The sequence below is a fragment of the Roseateles agri genome (genome assembly GCF_034043675.1).
GTDB lineage: Bacteria > Pseudomonadota > Gammaproteobacteria > Burkholderiales > Burkholderiaceae_C > KK5.
The window spans coordinates 130990-151597 of sequence record NZ_JAXCLA010000006.1 but is presented as its reverse complement, the minus strand read 5'-3'; the positions used below and the strand labels follow the sequence as shown (position 1 = coordinate 151597).

Genomic DNA, 20608 nt, shown 5'->3' with positions numbered 1-20608 from the left:
CGTCGGTTGGGTGGTGAGCCTCGGGCTGGCAGCGGCCGCCCGTCAGCCGGCCTGGCGCTGGAGCAGCGGGCCGGCGATGGCCGCGAACTCGCGCATCGTCAGCTCGTCCGGCGCGCCTTCGAACGCGGCGTCGAGTTCGGTGCGATCGATGGCGGCGAACTGCTGCACCTCGTCGAGCATCGCCCAGTCGCGCACCGCTTCCACGCCGAAGCGGCCCAGCGGCACGGGCAGACCGATGCAGACGGCCGTGTCGTCCCAGCGTGTATCGGCGGGCAGTTGCCGCAGGGCCGGGTCTTCACTCCACAGCATCGCGGCCAGCCGCGCCTTTTCGAGCCGCTGGCCGAGGCGGGCGAGGCAGGCGGCCAGCGCCTGCAGCGAGAGGCGTACGAACTCGGGTGGGGCGGTCGGCACGCCGGCCACGAAGAGCCGGTTCATGCCCTCGTCGTTCAGCTGCTGCAGCAGTTCGTCCTCGCTGGCGTAGGGATCTGCGGTGACGCGCTCGATGATCTGGTCGAGGAACCAGCCCTGCAGCGCCGCGTCGTCGCGCAGCCCCATCTGCAGCGTCGGCCATTGCAAGCCGCTGTGGCGCTGCAGGTCCAGCCCCGGCGTGAGCTTGGGCAGCAGCTTGCGCAGGTGGCGCTCGTCGATGCGGTCGATGAAGTAGTCCGGGCAGTCCGGCGCGGCGGCGCGCAGCATCAGCAGCAGCGGGCCGCCCTGCGTGCGCCAGCGCGTCAGCAGCTCGCGCACGCCGCGCTCGGGGATCACTTGGTCGCACAGATAGGGCAGCAGCGCCGGCACGCTGACCGGCGCACGCGCCGCTGGCTGCACGGCGCTGACCGGCTCGGCCAGCACCTCGGCCAGCGCGTTGACGATGGCGAGCCACGCCGCATCGCGTGCCGCGCCGCTGCTGAAGGCCACGGCCGCGCCGTCGCCGGCCGGCAGCGCCTGGAAGCGGCTCAGGTATTCCTGGCTGCCGTCCGGCAGCAGCTTGCGCTTCCAGTCGCAGTCGCGCAGCACCACCGGCACGATGCGGCACAGCCCGCGGCGCTGGCGATCGAGCGCCACCAGCAGCTCGCGCTGGATGCAGAATTCCGAGGCCAGGCAGGACGGCGTCACCAGCAGCACGAACAGCTCGCAGCGCTGCAGCGCCGCGGACAACTTGTCGCTCCAGACATCGCCGGCCTTCAGCCGATCGGCGTCGAAGAACAGGTCGAGCTGCTCACGCTCGACGAGCGGTTGTAGCTGCTGAACGAATGGCAGCACGTCCTCCCGATCAGCGTGCGAATAGGAGATGAACAGCACCCCGCGGCTCGGTGTCGTCGCGACGTGCTTGCTCGGAGTGCGGACCTTGACTTGCAGCATGACTGTTTCAAATCATCGCAGCCAGATCGGAGAAGCGGTCAGGGCTCATCCCCAAGGCGGAGGAATGCGATCTATCGCCGTGCTCGTTGCGACACGCTTCGCGGTCTGCCGTCGTCGGTCACCTCTGCTGGTGAGGCGGCACTTGTCAGGGGACTTCGATGGAGGCTAGTCCGGGGGTAGGGGCGACGCTGTAGGGGAACAAAAAGGGGAACAGCGTTAGATCACATCCAGGAATGCATAATATCGACGAGGCTTCCAGAGGATCTTGTGAACCCCTCCGGTCCAAAACAACAGACCCCAAGCGAGCGATTTGCCTGGGGTCTTTTTTGTCTCTTGCCGCTGAGCCCACGTGTCCTCATTCGCATCGCTTCTCGCAGACGTCCGGTCCTGCACGCTGTGCGCCGAGCATTTGCCGTTGGGTCCGCGACCCGTGGTCCAGCTTCATCCGCAAGCCAGGATCCTGCTTGCGGCCCAGGCGCCGGGTCGCAAGGTGCATGAGACCGGCCTGCCATTCAACGATGCGAGCGGCGACAGGCTGCGCGGCTGGCTCGGACTCTCGCGGGAGAGCTTCTACGACCCTGAACTCCTCGCCATCCTGCCGATGGGCTTCTGCTACCCCGGCAAGGGCAAGTCGGGTGACTTGCCGCCGCGCCCGGAATGCGCGCCGCGCTGGCGGTCGGCGCTTCTGGAACGCCTCACGGACATCCGCCTCACCCTGGTTGTCGGCCAGTACGCGCTTGCTTACCATCTGCCCGAAGAGCGTCAGGGCGTCACGCAAGCGGTGCTGAACTGGCAGAAGTATTGGCCGACGGTGGTGCCGCTGCCGCATCCCAGCCCGACGAACAATGGATGGTTCAGCGCGAACAGGTGGTTCGAGCTTGAGCTTGTGCCGCTGTTGCGAGAACGGATTGCGGAACTCGTCGCCGAGTAACGATCAGCCAACGCAAGACGGACCGCAAACCCGCTGTCGTACGATCGGCTACCGCGCTGGGCGGAACAACCGAGAGATCAAAGAGAACATGGCAGACGTTGACGTTGGGAAATTGTCCTTCGCTGAGCTGGTGGCACTGAAGGCGCAGCTGGACAAGGAGATCGAGGGCAAGCGCGGCGAGGAACTGAAGGTTCTGGCCGATGGCTATGTCAAGAAGCTGCAGCATGCGGGCTTCACCGTCTCCGAAGGCATCGATGCGCTTCGCCCGTACGAAGAGACCAAGCACGCCGGCAAGGGCCGCGGCAGCAATGCGGGCAGCACGGCGGCGGTGCTGTACCAGGATCCGTCCAATCCTTCGAACACCTGGAGCGGCCGTGGCCGCGCGGCCCGCTGGCTGGCCGACTACGAGGCGGCAGGCCGGCATCGCGACGAATTCAAGGTGTCGTCGACCTGACCCTGTCAGGGCGCCGGAACGCTCCGGTGCACCAGACTCCACCAGGCGCCTGATCGAGCGATTTCCGTCGTTCGATCGGGCGCTTGTCTTGGCGGATGCCAAACCGGCCAGGACGGTTACAGATACCTGCTGTCTTCGTCCGCGCCGTGAATTCCGATACCAAGTTTGAATTGCGCGGAGAGCGGGTCCCTGGCATCCTCAGCGAGCCTCACCTGAGGAGCAGGCAGCGAATGGTCAAACATTGGCAGAGCATCGGATGGCGACTGAACGCCATCTTTGTCGTATTGGTTTCTGTCGTCCTCGTAGGCTTTGCGTGGTCGTCCTACCAGGACAGCAAGGCCCGGCTCGAATCCCGCCTTGAATCCGACCTCCAGAATCTCCAGGAGCGTCTGCTGATCAGCCTTGCGGAGCCGATGTGGCGCTTCGACAAGGAGTCGCTGCAGAAGAACATCGAGTCCGAGATGAAGGCGCCGGTCACCCGGATCGTGGTGCGGCAGAGCAAGGACGACAGCGTCTATGCGGAAGCGTCCTCGTTCGCGAATCTCGGATCGACGGAGCTGGTGACGCGTTTCCCGCTGATGTTCAAGACCGAAGGCAAGCTGGTGAGGATCGCGGACGTGGAGGTGGTCAGTTCGCGGGCGGCCATGATCGCGGAACTGCGTGATCTGGTGGTCCGGCGGGTGGCCGAGACGGCGATCCTGGTGGCGTTGCTGGTGCCGACGTTGTCGTACAGCCTGTTCAAGCTGGTGCTCAAGCCGCTGCGCACCCTGCAGCGGGCACTGGACGATGCGGCGCAGGAAGGCGCGGAGGCGGGTCTGTCGCAGCTGACCTCGACCCGGCAGGACGAACTGGGCCACCTGATGCGCAGCTTCAACAAGATCGCGCAGCGCCTGTCCAGCGACCTGAAGCGGCGCATGGCGGCGGAGCAGACGGCCACACAGGCCTATGAGCAGCAGCAGGTGCTGATGCGGGCCCTGGAGCAGAGCCGCCGGGAGGCGGAGCAGGCATCCGAGGCGAAAACGACCTTCCTGGCGAACATGAGCCACGAGATCCGCACGCCGATGAACGCCGTGCTGGGCCTGTCGCACCTGCTCAAGCAGATGGGCCTGGAGCCCAAGCAGCAGCACTACGTCAACCGCATGCAGCAGGCGGGCCAGCACCTGCTGGGTGTCGTCAACGACATCCTGGACTTCTCCAAGGTGGAGGCCGGCAAGCTGAATATCGAAGAAGTCGACATGAACCTGGACGAAGTGCTGGACAACCTGGCCACGGTGATCGCTGCGAAGACGCAGGCCAAGGGCCTGGAGCTGATCTTCGACGTCGCGCCGGACGTGCCCAATGCGCTCATCGGCGACCCGCTGCGACTGGGCCAGATCCTGATCAACTACGCGAGCAACGCGGTCAAGTTCACCGAGCAGGGCGAGATCGTCGTCGCGGCGCGGGTGGTGGAAGACATCGAGGACGACGTGCTGCTGCGCTTCAGCGTGCGCGACACGGGGATCGGCCTGACCCCCGCTCAGATCGATCGCCTGTTCCAGAGCTTCGAGCAGGCCGATACCTCGACCACGCGGCGCTACGGCGGCACGGGCCTGGGCCTGGCGATCAGCAAGCACCTGGCGGAACTGATGGGAGGCCGGGTCGGCGTGAGCAGCGAGGAGGGCAAGGGATCGACCTTCTGGTTCACCGCCCGCCTGAAGAAGCGCGAGGGGGCGGTGACGCGGGTGAATCCGCTGACGGACATCCGCGGCCGCCGCGTCCTCGTCGTGGACGACAACGCCCCGGCGCGTGAAGTGATGAGCGTGATGCTCGAAGCGCTCAGCTTCAAGGTCAGCACCGCCGCATCCGGCATGCAGGCGCTGGAGGAGATCAAGTCGGCCGACGGCGGCGACGAGCCCTTCGACGCGGTGCTGCTGGACTGGCAGATGCCCGGCATGGACGGCATCGAGACGGCACGAGCCATCCGGGCCACCGCGCTGCGGCAGACGCCGCGGCTGATGATGGTGACCGGCCATGGGCATGAGGAACTGGTGAACTCCGCCCGCCAGGCCGGCATGGAGCAGGTCCTGCTCAAGCCGGTCAACCAATCGACCCTTTTCGACAGCGTGATCCAGATGTTCAGCGATGGCCGGGAAACCCGGGAAGAGACGGCGGCGCAGCAGGCCGCGACGGCACCGGAACAGTTGGCTCGCCTGCGCGGCATGCACATCCTGCTGGTGGAGGACAACGAGATCAACCGCGAGGTGGCGGCCGGGCTGATGGACTTCATCGGCGTGCAGGTCGACATGGCCGAGAACGGCGTCGAGGCCTTGCAGCAGGCGCAGCTGCGGCCCTACGACATCGTGCTGATGGACATGCAGATGCCGGTGATGGACGGCGTCACCGCGTCGCGCGAAATCCTGAAGATCGAGCGGCTCCAATCGCTGAAGATCATCGCCATGACCGCCAACGCCGGCGAGGCCGACCAGGAGCGCTGCCGCGAGGCGGGCATGGTCGATTTCGTCGCCAAGCCGATCGACCCGGACGACCTGTGGCGTGCGCTGCTGCGCTGGGCGCCCGACACCTTGGCGGACACCGTGCTGGACGCCGCGCCGGCCGCTGTGGCCAGCCCGGCGGAGCCGGCCCCGCAGGCGCCGGCAGCGCAGCAGGGCCTGGCCGGCGCCACGATCCCGGGCCTGGACATCACGCTCGGCCTGCGGCGCGTGCTCGGCCAGGAGTCGCTGTACCTGTCGTTGCTGCGCAAGTTCGCAACCAGCCAGCGCCAGGCGGCCACCCACATCCGCGAGGCGCTGCAGCACCAGGATCTGGCCACCGCGCAGCGGCTGGCGCACACGCTCAAGGGCGTGTCGGGGAATATCGGGGCGACCGGCGTTCACCGCATGGCTACCGAGATCGACGGCCTGCTGCACGGCGACCCCGCGCAGGTCGACGCGCTGCTCGGCCCGCTGGAGGCCGGCCTGAGCGAACTGGTGGCCGCCCTGCAGGCCCACTTCGCCGTGATGGACGGCGCGCCGCAGGCTGTGGAAGCGAAGGCCGACGCAGGCATGCCAGCGCCCGCTGCCCTGGAGCAGTTGCGCTTGCTGATTGCCGACGACGATCCCGAGGCGAGCGCCTGGCTGCAGCAGCACGACGGGACACTGCGCCGCGTGCTGGGTGAGCATCACGATGGCCTGGTGCGCGCACTGGAAGACTACGACTTCGAAACGGCCCAGGCCTTGCTGCCGGCCGCGCACTGAAGCCCGGAAAAGGAATATTCTCGATAGCGAGGGGAGCGCGTTTCAGCCGAGGAGGGGACTGCAATGCACGAGTCGATCACTTCCGAACCGGATGCCGATCTGCGTCGGCGTGCCCTGGTCGCCGCCGCACTGGCCGCCTCGGCCCTGCCCAGCCTGGCGCAGACGAAGTCACCACCCATCCGGATCGGCCGGACGGACTACACCTCCATCCTCGTGGACATCGAAGAACGGATACTGACCGAGGCCTTCAGGCGTTTCGGCAGCACTTGCGATTTCGTCCGCCTGCCGCTGCTGCGCCTGATCGAGATGGCCAACGACGGCGCAGTCGATGCGGACATCGGTCGTATTTCGGAGGTGGCCCAGCGCTTCCCGAACCTGATCATGGTGCCGACGCCGAACTGCAGGACGGAGGTGGCCGTCTACGGCGCGATGCCGGACTTCGCCACGCGGACCCGCAGCTCCATTGCGGGCATGAGGATCGGCATCGTCCGCGGCGTCTTCGTCCTCGACAAGTACACCCAGGGCATGAACCTCGTCGTGGTGCAGGACCACTTCGCCCTGACGAACATGCTGATGGAACGCCGCATCGATGCCGCCGTGGCGATCTACCTCGATACCGAGATCCAGCTCCGCAAGAAAGCCATTCCAGGCCTGGTGCGCTGGCCCTACTACTGGGCCGCCGAGCCGCTGCACGTCCTGGTCCACAAGCGCCACGCCGAGCTGGTTCCCAAGCTGGACGGGGCGCTCGCCCAGATGACCAAAGAGGGCCTGACGAAGCGCTACTACCTCGAGGGCCTGAAATCCATCGGCCTGGAGCCCTTGCTGCCGCCGGAAGCGGCGCCGGCCTGAACGGCATAGCGGCTGCGGATCGCGGCAAGAACCCCGCGCTGCTCCAGCTCGGTGATCGCCTGGTTGATCCGCCGCAGGTCGGCCTCGTTCAGGCGCTTGCGGCTCAGCATCAGGCTCACCGGTGTTTCGCTGTAGCCGTAGGCTTGCCGGACCAGCGGGAATCCGAGCTGGCGGGCCTGCTCCTGCAGGTCGAGCGCGTCGCCGAGGATCAGCGCCGCTCGGCCGGCACGCAGCATCTCCACACCCTGCCGGCCCGTTGCGTAGCGGACCAGCAGGCCCGCGTCCGCCAGCGCCTGCCGCGAGGCTTCGAACTCCTTGCCCAGCCCATCGGCCTCGACGTGCAGCAGGCGGACCCGCCGCTTCAGCACGTCGTTGAAATCGCGGACGAGTTCCAGCGTCGAATCGTGGACGACCGGTGCCGCCACCATCATGATCTCGCGCCGGTAGGGCTGCGTGTACATCACCTCGCCCAGCTTGTCCGGCACCGGCGTGGCCGAGAAGATGACGTCGAACTGGTCGCTCAGCAGCTGCTCGTAGCGGCGCTTGCGCCGCTCGATGGGCGCGCGCACCCAGGACACCTCGTAGCCGGCCCGCTGGCAGATGGCCACCAGCAGCTCCGCGTCCAGCCCCCGCACCGCCTGCCCTTCGCCCGGGTACAGGTAGGGCGGCCAGGACTCGACCAGCGCGCGCACGACGCGGCGCGTACCCGCTGCCCGTGCGGCTCCGATGCCGGCAGCGGCGAGCCCCAAGACGGCCAGGCGTCTTGCGGCGTCGACGGTGTCGGGTGGTGTTGGCATCTCGCGGCTCATGTTACGGATCGGTAGGGGCCCCGCATCATCTCGCAGCGGGGCTCGTTCCAATTTGTTCACGCGCCGGGGTCAAACCTTGCGGGCGAGGCCAGGGTTCCCGCGAGCCTTGGCCGAATCGATTGCCAGTACCATCCGCCGACATCGCGGACTCCTTGCTGGTGATGAACGAGCTCCTTTCGTGGCAGTCCTGGCCAGTGCCGCATCCGGCCTGGTGGCTGCTCGCCATCGGCTGGCTGGTCCTTGTCGTGCTGCTCGCCTACCAGTGGGCTCGCCACCGGCGCCTGCTGGCCCGGCACGATGCGCAGCAGGAATCCCAGGCCCGCTTCCAGAAGATCTACGAGACCACGCCGGATGCCGTGGGCATCACCAGCGTCGCCACGCGGCGCTACATCGACGTCAATCCCGGCTATCACCGGCTGTTCGGATTCCACCGCGAGGAAGTGCTCGGCAAGACCGTGCTCGACCTGGGCATCTGGCCGAGCGACGCGGAGCGCGCGCGCTTCTGGGAGGAGTTCAACCGCACCGGCAAGGTCGATTCGATGGAGGCCCATGGGCGGCACCGCGACGGGCACGAGGTCGTCGTGCTGGTCTCGGTGCGCCTGCTGATCGAGAGTGGCGAACCCTATCATCTCTTCATCGTGCGCGACATCACCGACTGGCGGCGCCTGCAGCGGGAAGCCGATTCCGCCCGGGCACAGGTCGCGGCCGCGGCGGCGGCCAGTGAGGCCAAGACCGAGTTCCTCTCGCGCATGAGCCATGAACTGCGCACGCCGCTGAACGCGGTGCTCGGCTTCGCGCAGCTGCTGCGCGACACGCCGGCGATCGATGCGGCCGAGGCCGAGCGCGCCCGTGTCGATGCGATCCTGAAGGCCGGCTGGCATCTGCTGACCCTGATTGACGACGTGCTGGACATCGCCCGCATCGAGTCCGGCCACATCCACACCGAGTTGCAGCCGCTGCGCCTGCGTGCGCTGCTGGACGAGGCGACGGCGCTGCTGCGGCCGCAGGCCGAGCAGGCCGGGATCGAACTGACGGTGGACGACGCGGCCGGCGACTGCATGGTGCAGGGCGATCCGCTGCGCCTGCGCCAGTCGCTGATCAACCTGTTGAGCAACGCGGTCAAGTACAACCAACCCGGCGGCCGCGTCAGCGTGAGCGGCACCGCTGAGGCGGGCCGTTATGTGCTGCGCATCGCCGACACCGGCTGCGGCATGAGCGAACTGCAGATGGCCCATCTGTTCGAACCCTTCAACCGCCTGGGCCGCGAGCTGGGCAGCGTCCAGGGCACCGGCATCGGCCTGGTGCTGACGCGCAAGCTGCTCGAGCTGATGGGCGCCGGCCTGCAGCTGGAGAGCCGGCCGGGCGAGGGGACGACCGCCCGCGTCGAGCTGCTGCTAGCCGGGCCGCTGGCGGCTGGCGCCACGGCCGGCCGGATCTCGCCGCGGGCCGCCGATACGCTGCCGCCGGCCCGCGTGCTCTACATCGAGGACAACCTCGTCAACCAGCAGATCGTGCAGGCCGCGCTGCGGCCCTGGGCGCAGCTGGAGCTGCACCTGGCGGAAGACGGCGAAACGGGCCTGCGGCTGGCGGCCGAGCTGCAGCCCGACCTGCTGCTGCTGGACATGCGGCTGCCGGACATCGATGGCATCGAGGTGCTGGCCCGCCTGCGCCGCGATCCCGCGCTGGCGCAGATCAATGTCGTGGCCCTGTCCGCCAGCGCGATGCCCGGCGAGATCGAGCTTGCCAAAGCCGCCGGTGCGATCGAGTACTGGACCAAGCCGATCCGCCTCGATCGCTTCGTCGCCGACCTCCGGCGCGTGCTGGGCTAGACCCTTCATTCCTATTGAGGAAAAACGCCGCCCGGCGTTACAAATATCTAACTTGGTACTTACCCTGAGGAATATTTCGATCGCCCGGAAACCCGCGCCGCCGCTCGATTTCGCCGTTAGCAATCACCCTCAAAACGTCCAGATCAGCAAAGCACGTTTACGTAGCAGACAACTAAGATGATTTGTCGGCCGTCGTGTGGATGCGGTGTGAAGTTGTGCGTGGAATCTCGAAGTTCGGTTTGGGATTGCGGTACGGATGGAACGCCCAACGGCGGCCCCACTGCGGTGGAGTCGGCACATGGGCAAGCGCAGGAATTGGTGGAACCAGCTTCGCAACGGTCTGAGCGGCAAGGCAACGCCGCCACCCGCAGCCGACACCCAGGCTGAGCGGGGCCGCGAGAAGCTCGTCTTCGAGCATCTCGAACCGCGGCTGCTGCTGTCCGACACGCCGATCCCGCTGCCCGTCTTCGCCGCCGCCGGCACCTTATCGATCAGCGCCGCGCACTCGAACGACATCAAGGTCGAGACCATCTTCAGCGGCGGCCAGGCGCAGATCCGCGTCTGGGACAACACGCTGAACACCTCGCTGGGCCAGGTGGCGCTGAACCAGAACGTCAAGGTCAGCATCACCGGCCTGCCGGGCGTCGGCGACAAGGTACAGCTGGACCTCGGCTACGACGACGGCGCCGCCGGCACCACGCCGGTCAACCCCTTCGCGCTGATGGTGGAACTGGACGGCGGCACCGACATCCCGCTCGTCTCCGACGACACGCTGACCGTGCTCAGCTCCGGCCCAGATTTCTACAACCCCGCCGCGCTGTTCCTCAAGAGCACCGACGACATCGTCTTCGCCAGCAACGTCACCGTCTCCGGCGCGCTGAACGTCGACTCGCAGGAAGCGATCACCGCCAACGGCGTCTCGCTGAGCGCCGGCGACATGTACCTGGGCGTCACCAAGGCCGTCACCGACGGCGTCACCCTGCTGGACGGCCTGAACCTGCTCGGCAACGCCAGCGGCGCGATCAACCTGACGAACACCAACCTGACGGCCAGCGACATCGGCCTCGTCGTCAACACCAGCGTCAACGTCAACACGCAGGACAGCAGCTACGCCAGCAACCTGCTGAAGATCGCCTTCATCCAGACGCAGAGCAACGCTGCCATCACCGTCGGCGGCACGAGCCTGCTCAACGCGACCAGCGGCAAGCTGACCCTGGCGGCCAACTCCTCCGTCACCGCCGCAGCGACGACCCAGCCCGACAGCAGCAGCACCCAGGGCGACAAGGACGCTTCGGTCGCCTCGGCCATCGTCAGCAGCAGCGCCGGCATCAGCGTCGGCGGTACGGCGAAGCTGACGGCCAGCGGCAATCTGATCCTCAAGTCCACTAATACGGTGGACGTGCGCACGCTCGCCGACGGTACCGCCGGCTCCAGCAGCGGCTCGGCCGTGGGCGGCACCGTGGCCGTCACCCAGGTCGGTGGCGATACCTCGGTGGACGTGCGCGACAGCGCCGCGTTGCAGGGCAGCAGCATCAGCGCCACCGCGACGACGACCCGCACCGTCCACACCAGCGCCAAGGCCACCGGCGGCGGTGCCACGCAGCCGTCCAGCGGCGGCACGCCCACGCAGGGCCAGCAGCAGCTCAGCAGCAACAAGGCCGCCACCGGCGACGGCAACCTCGACTTCGCCGCTGCGGTGGCCGTCACCCACGTCGGCGGCGACACCACCGCGCGGCTGGCCGGCGGCGGTGTCACCAGCACCGGCGCAGTCACGGTGGGCGCCACCTCGTCCACCGCCAGCCCCAGCGGCAGCCAGGCCACGACCGAGGCCGACGGCACGGCCGCCACCGGCAGCCCCGGCGTCGGCGTGGCCGCTGCATTGAACTTCGCCGACGGCACGACCCGCGCCTCGCTCGGCGGCACTGCCGCGATCACCGCGCCCAGCGCCACCTTCACGGCCAGCACGACGACCGACGCGCTGTTCGGCGCACGCGCCGTGTCCGGCGCCGGCAGCACCAGCGGCGTCGCCGTGGCCGGCTCGCTGGCGATGAACGTCAGCGTGATGACGACCGAGGCCGTGATCGAGGCCGGCAGCAACGCGACCAGCACCGGCGCACTGAGCTTCAACGCCACCAGCAACACCCACAACCAGGCCCGCGCGCTGCCCAAGACCAATGGCGCCACCGGCGAAAGCACCGGCGTCGGTGCCTCGGTGGCGATCAACGTCGTCGACGAGACCACCCGCGCGCAGGCCGACGGCAAGCTCAGCGGCACCAGCCTCGCGCAGGCCGCCAGCGCCACCGGCGACGTGCAGACAGAGGCCCAGGGCGGCGCCAGCGGCGGCACGGCCGTGGCGCCGGTCGTCGCGGTGACGGTGGTCAACACCGGCAGCAAGGTCGGCCTCACCGCCACCGGCGACCTCACGCTCAGCGCCGGCATGACCGGCGATGCGAAGAACGCGCAGAACGTGCTGGCCAAGGGCGCCGGCGATGCCGAGGGGCAGAGCAATGCGGCCGTCGGCGCCTCCGTGGTCGTCACCTATGCCGCGCCGATCGTCGAGCTGGCGCTGGACGGCAAGCTGCAGGCCGGCGCCGCCGTGCTGCTCTCCGGCCGCAACAGCGGCACCACCCGCAGCGAGGCCAAGGCGGCGGCCAAGGGCGCCACCGACAAGGGCCAGAACGCCAGCAGCCAGGGCGACAGCGCCAAGGGCGCCGGCAATGCGGCGGCCAGCAACAACGGCGCCCGCGGCGCGAACGGCACGGCCCCGCCGGCCAACACTGGCGAGGGCCCGGTGACGGTGGCCGCTGCCATCGGCATCCAGGTCACCAACGGCCAGAGCCTCGCCCACATCGGTGATGGCGCCAACATCAAGACGACCGCCGGCACCGTCTCGCTGAAGAACGAGAGCGATCTTGACAGCCAGGTGGATAGCAGCGGCGCCGCCTCCAAGGGCAGCACCAACGTCGGCGCCGCGGTGGCGATCAACGTGGCCCAGGTCACCAGCGATGCGCACGTGGGCGCCGCCACCGTCGACAGCCAGGGCCTGGCGCTGGGCGCCGGCACCGTCAGCGGCGCGCGCAGCGAGGCGACGACCACGGCCACCTCGGGTGCCGCCGGCGGCAACACCGGCGTGGCCGGGTCGCTCGCGATCGGCGTGGGCATCAGCAATTTCAGCGCGACGCTCAATCCGGCGGCCAAGGTCAACGCCCACGCTGGCGCGGTGACGCTGGACGCCGATTCGACCACCGGCGACACCGTCAAGGCCTTGCCCGATGCCGACGGCGTGACGGCCGAGAAGACCGGCGTCGGTGCCTCGGTGGCGATCAACGTCGCCGACCACACGAGCCGCGCCGAGATGCAGGACGGCTCCACCCTCAGCGCCAGCGGCGCGCTGGGCCTGACGAGCAAGACCGATTCCGCCGTCACCACCAGCGCGCAAGGTGGCGCCAAGGGCGGCACGGCGGTGACGCCGGTCGTTGCCGTCACCGTGGCCAACCAGGACAGCATCGCCCGCATCGGCACCGGCACGCAGGCCGTCAACGCCAGCGGCGCCGTCAACGTCGGCAGCACGCTGAAGAGCACGAACACCACCAGCGCCGAAGGCAAGGCCGAGGGCAGCAAGGACGCCGCCGTCGGCGCCGCCGTGGCCGTCAACGTCGAGAACGACAACAGCCTCGCCAGCACCGCGCGCAGCGTGACGAGCAGCGGCGCCATTGGCATCAGCGCCGCCAGCACCGCGGCCAGCACCGCCAGCAGCAAGGCCAGCGCCGTCGGCGGCAAGGAGGACGACAGCAGTTCCTCCAGCGACGACAAGGCGGTGGACGACCAGAACAACGCCGCTCGCGGCAGCGGCGACTCGGCCGCCGGCGCGGCCGGCGCGCGCTCGTCCAGCAGCAGCAAGGCCACGCCCTCCGCGCAGGGCACCGATGGCGGCACCGTCAGCGTGGCGGCGGCCGTGTCCGTCAACGTCGCCCAGGCCACCAGCCGCGCCACGGCCGGCGGCGGCACCTTGACGGCCGGCGGCGCCGTGAGCCTGGACAGCACGGCCGACGACGACGCCAAGGCCAGCGCCGACGGCTCCACCCGCGCCAAGGACGCCAGCAACCCGAACGACACCGGCGTCGGCGCCGCGGTCGCGATCAACGTCGGCATCGTCACCAACGAGGCCCGGCTGCTGGGCGACGCCATCGTCGCCAGCCAGGGCCTCAACGTGCGCGCCGGCATGGCCGCCAGCGGCACGCACACCAACAGCGCCGAGGCCAAGAGCGGCGCCGGCGGCGCCAAGACCAGCGTGGCCGGCGCGCTGGCCGTCAACGTGGCCGTGGACCGCACGACGGCCGAGGTCACGACCGGCGCCAGCGTCAATGCCGGCGCAGGCTCCAGCACGATCAGCGCCGCCACCAAGCATGCCGACAACGCCAGTGCCGCGCCCACCGACACCGGCACGCAGGCCGACGGCAAGGACACCGGCGTTGGCGCGTCCGTCGCCGTCAACGTGCCCGATGTCATTGCCCGCGGCGAGATCGACGACGGCGCAAGCGTCGCTTCCAGCGGCGCGCTAACCGTCAGCGGCAGCGTCGAGAACGCGATCACCACCAGCGCGCAGGGCGGCGCCAAGGGCGGCACGGCTGTGGCGCCGGTCGTCGCCGTCACCGTCGCCAACCAGGACGCCATCGCGCGCATCGGCACCAGCGCGCAACTGCTCACCACCTCCGGCAACGTCAGCGTCGCCAGCAGCCTGAAGTCCACCAACACGACCAAGGCCGAAGGCAAGGCCGAGGGCAGCAAGGACGCGGCCATCGGCGCCGCGGTGGCTGTCAACGTCGAGCTGGATCACAGCGTCTCCAGCATCAAGCGCAGCATCACGACGACCGGCACCATCGCCAGCATTGCCGCGAGCCAGACCGCCAGCACGGCCAGCACCAAGGCCAGCGCCGTCGGCGGCAAGGAGGACGACAGCAGCTCCTCCAGCGACGACAAGGGCGTGGACGACCAGAACAAGTCCGCCCGCGACAGCGGCGACAAGGCCGCCGCGGCCGGCGGCGCGCGCAACTCCGCGTCCTCGAAGGCCACGCCGTCTGCCACGGGCACCGGCGACGGCAGCAGCAGCGGCGGCACCGTCAGCGTGGCGGCGGCCGTCTCGGTCAACATCGCCAGCAGCACGGCCAGCGCCACCGTCGGCACCGGCACGCTGACCTCTACCGGCGCCGTCAACGTCGGCGCCACCAGCGATGCCGATGCGCAGGCCACCGCCGACGGCTCCACCCGCGCCAAGGACAAGGACGATCCGAACGACACCGGCGTCGGTGTCGGCGTGGCAATCAACGTAGGCTCGAACACCAATACCGCGCAAGTCGCCGCGGACAGCGTGATCCGCAGCCAGGGCATCAACGTCACCGCCGGCATGGCCGCGGGCGGCGATTCGAAGAACACCACTGGTGCCAGCGCCAAGAGCGGCGCCGGCGGCGCCAAGACCGGCGTGGCCGGCGCGCTGGCCGTGAACGTGGCGGTGGACCGCACCACGGCCGAGATCGCCGGTGGCGCCGACGTCAATGCCGGCAGCGGGGCCAGCAGCGTCACTGCCAAGACTGTCCATGCCGACAGCGCCAGCGCGGTGCCCACCGACTCCGGCGTGCAGGCCGATGCCAAGGACACCGGCGTCGGCGCGTCCGTCGCCGTCAACGTGGCCGACCACATCGCGCGGGCCGAGGTCGACGACACGGCCAAGCTGTCGAACACCGGCGCGCTGACGGTCTCGTCCGCGCTGCAGAACACCATCGTCACCAACGCCCAGGGCGGCGCCAAGGGCGGCACGGCCGTGGCGCCGGTCGTCGCGGTGACGGTGGCAAACCAGGACAGCATCGCGCGCCTGGGCTCCAGCGCCACCCTGCTGAACGCGGCCGGCGACGTCGCCGTGACCGCGGACCTGCGCTCCACCAACACGACCACGGCCAAGGGCAAGGCCGAGGGCAGCAAGGATGCTTCCGTCGGCGCCTCGGTGGCGGTCAATGTCGAACTCGATCACTCGCGGGCCGACATCGCCCGCTCGATCACCGGCACCGGCACGGTTGGCGTCATGGCCACCAGCCAGGTCGCCACCACCGCCGATGCCGAGGCCAGCTCCGTCGGCGGCGAGCAGGACAAGGACAGCAGCAAGGACGGCGTCAACAAGAAGACCAGCGGCGGCCGCGGTCTCGGCGACAGCGCCGCCGGCGCCGGCGGTGCGCGCGATTCGTCCAGCAGCAGCGCCACACCCTCGGCGGGCGTCGCCAGCACCGACACCAAGAGCGGCGACAGCGGCGGCAGCGACACCGTCAGCGTGGCGGCCGCCGTGGCCGTCGACATCACCGACGCCACCAGCAGCGCCCGCATCAGCGCCGGCACGATCACGACGCCGACCAAGGTCGTCTCCGTCCAGGCCACGGCCAACACCGACGGCCAGGCCACCGCCGACGGCAGCGCCACCACGGCCGACAGCGGCGACGCCGTCGGCGCGGCCGTGGCGATCAATGTCGCGAACACCACCAACGAAGCCATCGTCGCCAGCGGCGTCAGCATCACGGCCGACGGCCTGCTGCTCGGCGCGACGATGACCAACGTCAACGGCGACACGACGCACACGACCCTGGCCAGCGCCAAGAGCGGCGCCGGCGGCGGCGAGATCGGCGTGGCCGGCGCGGTGGCGATCAACATCGTCAACGAGGACACGACGGCGCGCCTGAGCAGCGGCGCCAGCGCGACCTTGGCCGGTGCCGATTCCGGCGGCGCGCTGCAGGCCATTACGCAGTCCACCGCCAGTGACAGCGCCAGCGCCAAGCCCGAGAAGGAAGGCGGCAAGGCGGACGGCAGCGACGTGGGCGTCGGTGCGTCCGTCGGCGTCAGCGTGATCGACCGCAACCTCACGTCCTCGCTGGACGACGGCGCGCAGGTCGGCGGCAATGTCTCTGCCATGGCCGTCACGGCCACCGCGCAGGACACGATCAAGACCGAAACCGAGAACGGCTCCAAGGGACAGACCGGCGTCGGTGTCGCTGCCGCGGTCACGATCGACACCAACGACACCACCGCCTATGCCGGCACGGCCTCGGGCACCCTGGCGGTGGCCGGCGACATGGCCGTGCGCGCCTTCCGCCTCGACAACGTCACCGGCACGGCCAGTGCCGATGCGGCCGGCAAGGACACGGCCGTGGGTGCCTCGGTCGTCGTCACCGTCGTCGACGGCGCGGTCAGCGCCCGGCTGGCGCGCAACGTCGCCGCCGGCGGCGCGGCCGACGTGTCCTCCGGCGCGACCATCCTCGCCACCGGCAATGCCAAGGCCAGCGCCTCGGGCAACGACGCCGGCGGCCGCAGTTCCGACAAGGAAGCGAACAACCAGCTCAACAACAACCCAAACAAGGACAAGCAGCGCGACCTGCCCAAGTCCAACGACCAGGTCGACTCGTCCAACAGCAAGACCAGCAGCGAATCGGGCGGCAGCAAGTCCGAAGGCACCGGCGTGGCCGCGGCCATCGTGGTGCAGGTGCTGGTCACCGACAACACGGCCGGCATCGCCAACGGCGTGAGCCTCAGCGCCGGCGGCGCGCTGACCGTCGACGCGCAGGCCGACTACAACACGATCACCCAGGCCTCGGGCGACGCGATTGACCTGCAGAAGAAGACCAATGTCGGCGCGGCCGTGGGCCTGGCCGTCGTCGACGCCAGCAACGTTGCCAGCGTCGGCAACAACGCGAACCTCAGCGCCGCCTCGGTGGCCATCCATGCCGACCGGCCCGGCGACAGCGGCGACCACCAGTTCCAGACCGTCGGCGTGGCCGCGGCCGGCGGCAAGGACACCTCGGTCGCCGGCTCCGTCGCGATCAACGTCATCACCTTGGACACCACGGCCAGCGTCGGCGCCGGCGCCTCGATCAAGGCCACCGGCGGCAAGCTCGACGTGATCGCCGACCAGAGCACCGCGATCCAGGCGATCGCCGGCGCGGCGGCGCTGTCCACCGGCGGCACCGGCGTCGGCGCGTCGGTGGGCCTGAACATCGTCGTCGAGCACACGACCGCTTCGGTCGGCGCCGGCGCGCAGCTCGCGGCGCGCGACGCGACCACGATCACCGCCACCGGCCAGGTGGTGCCGGCCAAGTTCGATCTGCCCGATCCGCTGCCGGACCTCACCGTCAGCAATCTCTCGATCTCCGGCGGCATCTCGACCGACGGCGGCGCGGGCGCCGGCTCGGCCGCCGTCAACATCTACACGCTGGACACCGTGGCCCGGCTCGACGACGGCGTGAAGATCAATGCCACGGCGATGGGCGTGGCGGCCGGCGCGGCGCAGGACGTGACGGTCGGCGCCAAGAGCAAGACGAACATCGAGGGCGGCGCCGGCGCGGGCGGCATCTCCGTCGGCAACGCCGGCGTCGGCATCGGCCTGGACGTGACCGTGCTGATCGAGAACACCAAGGCCACCTTGGGGTCAGGTGTTGCCATCCAGGCAGCACGCGACGTCGCGGTCAGGGCCGCGAGCGACCAGGACATCACCAGCGTCGCCGCCACGGCGGGCGTCTCTACCGACGGCACCGGCGTGGGCGGCAGCGTCTCGGTCTACATCGTCACCAACGACACCGAGGCCACGACCGCCGGCGGCGCCGGCTCAGCGCTGCAGGCGGGCGGGGCGCTCGCCGTCACGGCCGATGCGCCCTTCGACATCACGCAGATCGCCGGCGCGCTGGCCTACGGCAACTCGGCCGGCGTGGGCATCTCCAGCACCGTGCTGGTCCACAACGACACGGTCAAGGCGCTGGTCGGCCCGCAGACGGCGCTGGCCGCCGGCTCCGCGGCCGGTGCCGACATCGCCGCCACCTCGCACGAGAACCTGGTGACCATCGCCGTCGGCGGCGGGGCCTCCAGCAGCGCGGCGGTGGCCGGCTCGGCCGTGGTCAACGTGCTGAACGAGACCACGCTCGCCGGCGTGGACGACAGCTCCACCTTCAACATGGTTACCGCCGCGGCGGCCGACCAGTCGGGCCTGAAGATCCGCGCCAGCGACCAGACCGACATCGTCTCGGTGGCCGGCTCGGTGGCCGCGTCCAGCAGCGTGGGCGTGGGCCTCGGTGCCACCGTCAACACGATCACCAAGGACACCGAGGCGCGGCTCGGCTCCGGCGTCACCGGCATCACCGACGGCGACATCCAGATCACCTCCACCTCGAAGGAAAACGTCGCCTCGGTGGCGGCCGGCGTGGCGGCCAGCTCCTCGGTGGGCGTGGCGGCGAACGCCAATGTGCAGGTGCTCAATGTGACGACCCGCGCGCTGCTGGGCGACGACCCGAGCGACGCCAAGGCCAATGCCGGCGCGGGCGACGTGCACGCGCAGGGCAGCATCGTGGTCGCGGCCGATGAGAGCAGCGATTTCGACCTGATCACCGGCGCGGTCGCCGCCTCCGGCTCGGCCGGCGTGGGAGCGGCGGTGGGTGTGGTCACCGCGACGAAGAACACGGCGGCGCTGGTGGGCGAGGGCGCCAAGGTCACGGCGGACGGCCTGCGCCCGGGCCTCGCTGTCGAGGACGGCGGCATCGGCGTTGGCTACGTCGCGTCCACGCCGATGGACCCGAACGCGGTGCCCGATGCGGCCAGCGGCGCGCGGCCCACCGCGGCGCAGCTGCAGGTCGGCACGCCGACCTTCAACGCGCCGGACGGCAACGGCAACACCAGCGACGACCAGAGCTTCACCGGCAAGCGCGTCGCCACGCCCAGCGTGCGCAGCGGCTTCCAGGGCCTGGCGGTCACGGCCACCAACCGCGACGACATCAACACCTTCGCGGTCGCCTTGGGCGCCGGCACGGCCGGCATCGGCATCGGCTCGGCCACCAATGTGATCAACACGACGACCAACGCCAATATCGGCGCGGGCGCCGTCGTCAACGCCGACACCTCGGCGGCGACGGCGGGCCAGAGCGTGCTGGTCGGCGCGGGCAATGATTTCTCGCACGTGGCGGTGGCCGGCGGCCTGGGCTTCGGCACCGTCGGCGTGGCGCCGGGCGTGGACGTGACCGTGCTGGGCCATTCGACCAACGCCAGCATCGACGGCGGCGCCTCGGTCAAGGCGCGTGACGACGTGGTCGTGCAAGCTACCAACGAGGACCACCTGCTGCTGATCTCGGCCGGCATCGCGGCCGGCACCGTCGGCGTCGGCGGCGCGGTCAACGTGCTGGTGCTGGACAACGACACCAACGCCAGCATCGGCGCGCTGGCGGTCGTCTCGGCCGGCGGCGACGTCGGCGTGCTGGCCAAGGACACGACCGACACCACGCTGATCGCCGGCGCCTTCGGCGGCGGCACGGTGGGCGTGGGCGCCTCGGTCGGCGTCATGAGCATCACCAAGAGCACCAACGCCGGCATCCTGACCGGCGCCACGGTCGACGCCAAGGCCGCGGGCACCGGCCTGCAGGGCCTGCTGGACGGCAGCGTGGGCAGCTCGGGCATGGGCACGGTGGAGCGCCACGGCGTGATCGTGCAGGGCAGCAGCAGCGAGAACTTCTTCCATCTCGACGTGGCGGCGGGTGCCGGCTACGTGGGCGTGGGCGGCGGCGTCGGCGTGTCGCTGCTGAACTCGGACACGACGGCGATCATCGGCGCCAACACCAAGATCAACAAGAACAACGCCGGCGCCGACGCGCGCCAGGGCGTCTACGTCACAGCGGCCAACAGCGCCAGCGGCACGCACTTCACCGGCGCGGTGGCGGGCGGCTTCGTCGGCGTCGGCGGCGCGGTGCAGGTGGGCAGCCTGAAGAACGACACGGCGGCGCGCATCCTCGGCAATGCGGACGTCAACGCCCGCGGCGATGTGGCCGTCAACGGCATCTCGCGCATCGACCTCGATTCGTTGACGATCTCCGGCGCCGGCGGCTTCGTCGGCGCGGCCGGCGCGGTGACCGTGTGGTCCGTCGGCTCGCCGCTGCAGCGCAGCTACCAGAACGACCAGGGCGCCCAGGCCGATGGCCTGACCAAGACCCAGGGCGATGGCTCCTCCGGCTCCGGTGACGGCGATGCGGCCAAGCAGGCGAGCCTGGCCAAGGGCCAGGTCGGCAGCGTGCTCGGCGGCTTCAGTGGCGGCGCGGCCGGCAGCGGCCAGCAGCGCGTGCACGACCAGGCCG

8 protein-coding genes (1 of these 8 cut by a window edge) are annotated in these 20608 nt (G+C 69.9%); 6 read left to right on the top strand and 2 right to left on the bottom strand.

All coding sequences use genetic code 11. From position 1 onward, the window contains the following. Nucleotides 1–42: 42 nt before the first annotated feature. Nucleotides 43–1362: a toll/interleukin-1 receptor domain-containing protein gene (locus SNE35_RS18635; RefSeq protein WP_320424476.1), complete on the bottom strand. Its 1320-nt coding sequence runs from the start codon at nucleotides 1360–1362 to the stop codon at nucleotides 43–45. A gap of 430 nt (nucleotides 1363–1792) precedes the next feature. Between SNE35_RS18635 and SNE35_RS18630 the strand changes: the two genes are divergently transcribed. The 4 genes from SNE35_RS18630 (at nucleotide 1793) to SNE35_RS18615 (ending at nucleotide 6829) form a co-directional block, all read left to right on the top strand. Then, nucleotides 1793–2293 (top strand): uracil-DNA glycosylase family protein, encoded by a 501-nt coding sequence (locus SNE35_RS18630; RefSeq protein WP_320424475.1) that lies wholly within the window; start codon nucleotides 1793–1795, stop codon nucleotides 2291–2293. Between the two features lie 88 nt (nucleotides 2294–2381). Then, nucleotides 2382–2747, top strand: coding sequence for an H-NS histone family protein (locus SNE35_RS18625; RefSeq protein ID WP_320424474.1), 366 nt, complete (start codon nucleotides 2382–2384; stop codon nucleotides 2745–2747). Between the two features lie 230 nt (nucleotides 2748–2977). After that, entirely contained in the window at nucleotides 2978–5980 is a 3003-nt protein-coding gene (locus SNE35_RS18620; RefSeq protein ID WP_320424473.1) for a response regulator, read from the top strand. A 63-nt stretch (nucleotides 5981–6043) separates the two neighbouring features. Beyond that, nucleotides 6044–6829, top strand: coding sequence for a substrate-binding periplasmic protein (locus tag SNE35_RS18615; RefSeq protein WP_320424472.1), 786 nt, complete (start codon nucleotides 6044–6046; stop codon nucleotides 6827–6829). On the opposite strand, the gene SNE35_RS18610 is transcribed toward SNE35_RS18615, so the two are convergent. Then, nucleotides 6763–7638 (bottom strand): substrate-binding periplasmic protein, encoded by an 876-nt coding sequence (locus SNE35_RS18610; protein ID WP_320424471.1) that lies wholly within the window; start codon nucleotides 7636–7638, stop codon nucleotides 6763–6765. The two genes, SNE35_RS18615 and SNE35_RS18610, sit on opposite strands and share 67 nt — an antisense overlap. Before the next feature lie 161 nt (nucleotides 7639–7799). Here SNE35_RS18610 and SNE35_RS18605 point away from each other — a divergent pair, with 161 nt between their 5' ends. Continuing rightward, nucleotides 7800–9467: a PAS domain-containing hybrid sensor histidine kinase/response regulator gene (locus tag SNE35_RS18605; RefSeq protein ID WP_320424470.1), complete on the top strand. Its 1668-nt coding sequence runs from the start codon at nucleotides 7800–7802 to the stop codon at nucleotides 9465–9467. A gap of 298 nt (nucleotides 9468–9765) precedes the next feature. Continuing rightward, nucleotides 9766–20608 carry the 5' end (the start) of an Ig-like domain-containing protein gene (locus SNE35_RS18600; protein ID WP_320424469.1) on the top strand. The gene runs 32153 nt beyond the window's last position, so 10843 of the gene's 42996 nt are visible here — the first part of the coding sequence; it begins with the start codon at nucleotides 9766–9768; its stop codon lies off the right edge, out of view.

Excerpts from the sequence above, each read along its gene's own strand:
- SNE35_RS18625 (WP_320424474.1), top strand. The coding sequence starts at position 2,382 with ATGGCAGACGTTGACGTTGGGAAATTGTCCTTCGCTGAGCTGGTGGCA.
- SNE35_RS18635 (WP_320424476.1), bottom strand. The coding sequence starts at position 1,362 with ATGCTGCAAGTCAAGGTCCGCACTCCGAGCAAGCACGTCGCGACGACA.
- SNE35_RS18605 (WP_320424470.1), top strand. The coding sequence starts at position 7,800 with ATGAACGAGCTCCTTTCGTGGCAGTCCTGGCCAGTGCCGCATCCGGCC.
- SNE35_RS18610 (WP_320424471.1), bottom strand. The coding sequence starts at position 7,638 with ATGAGCCGCGAGATGCCAACACCACCCGACACCGTCGACGCCGCAAGA.
- SNE35_RS18620 (WP_320424473.1), top strand. The coding sequence starts at position 2,978 with ATGGTCAAACATTGGCAGAGCATCGGATGGCGACTGAACGCCATCTTT.
- SNE35_RS18615 (WP_320424472.1), top strand. The coding sequence starts at position 6,044 with ATGCACGAGTCGATCACTTCCGAACCGGATGCCGATCTGCGTCGGCGT.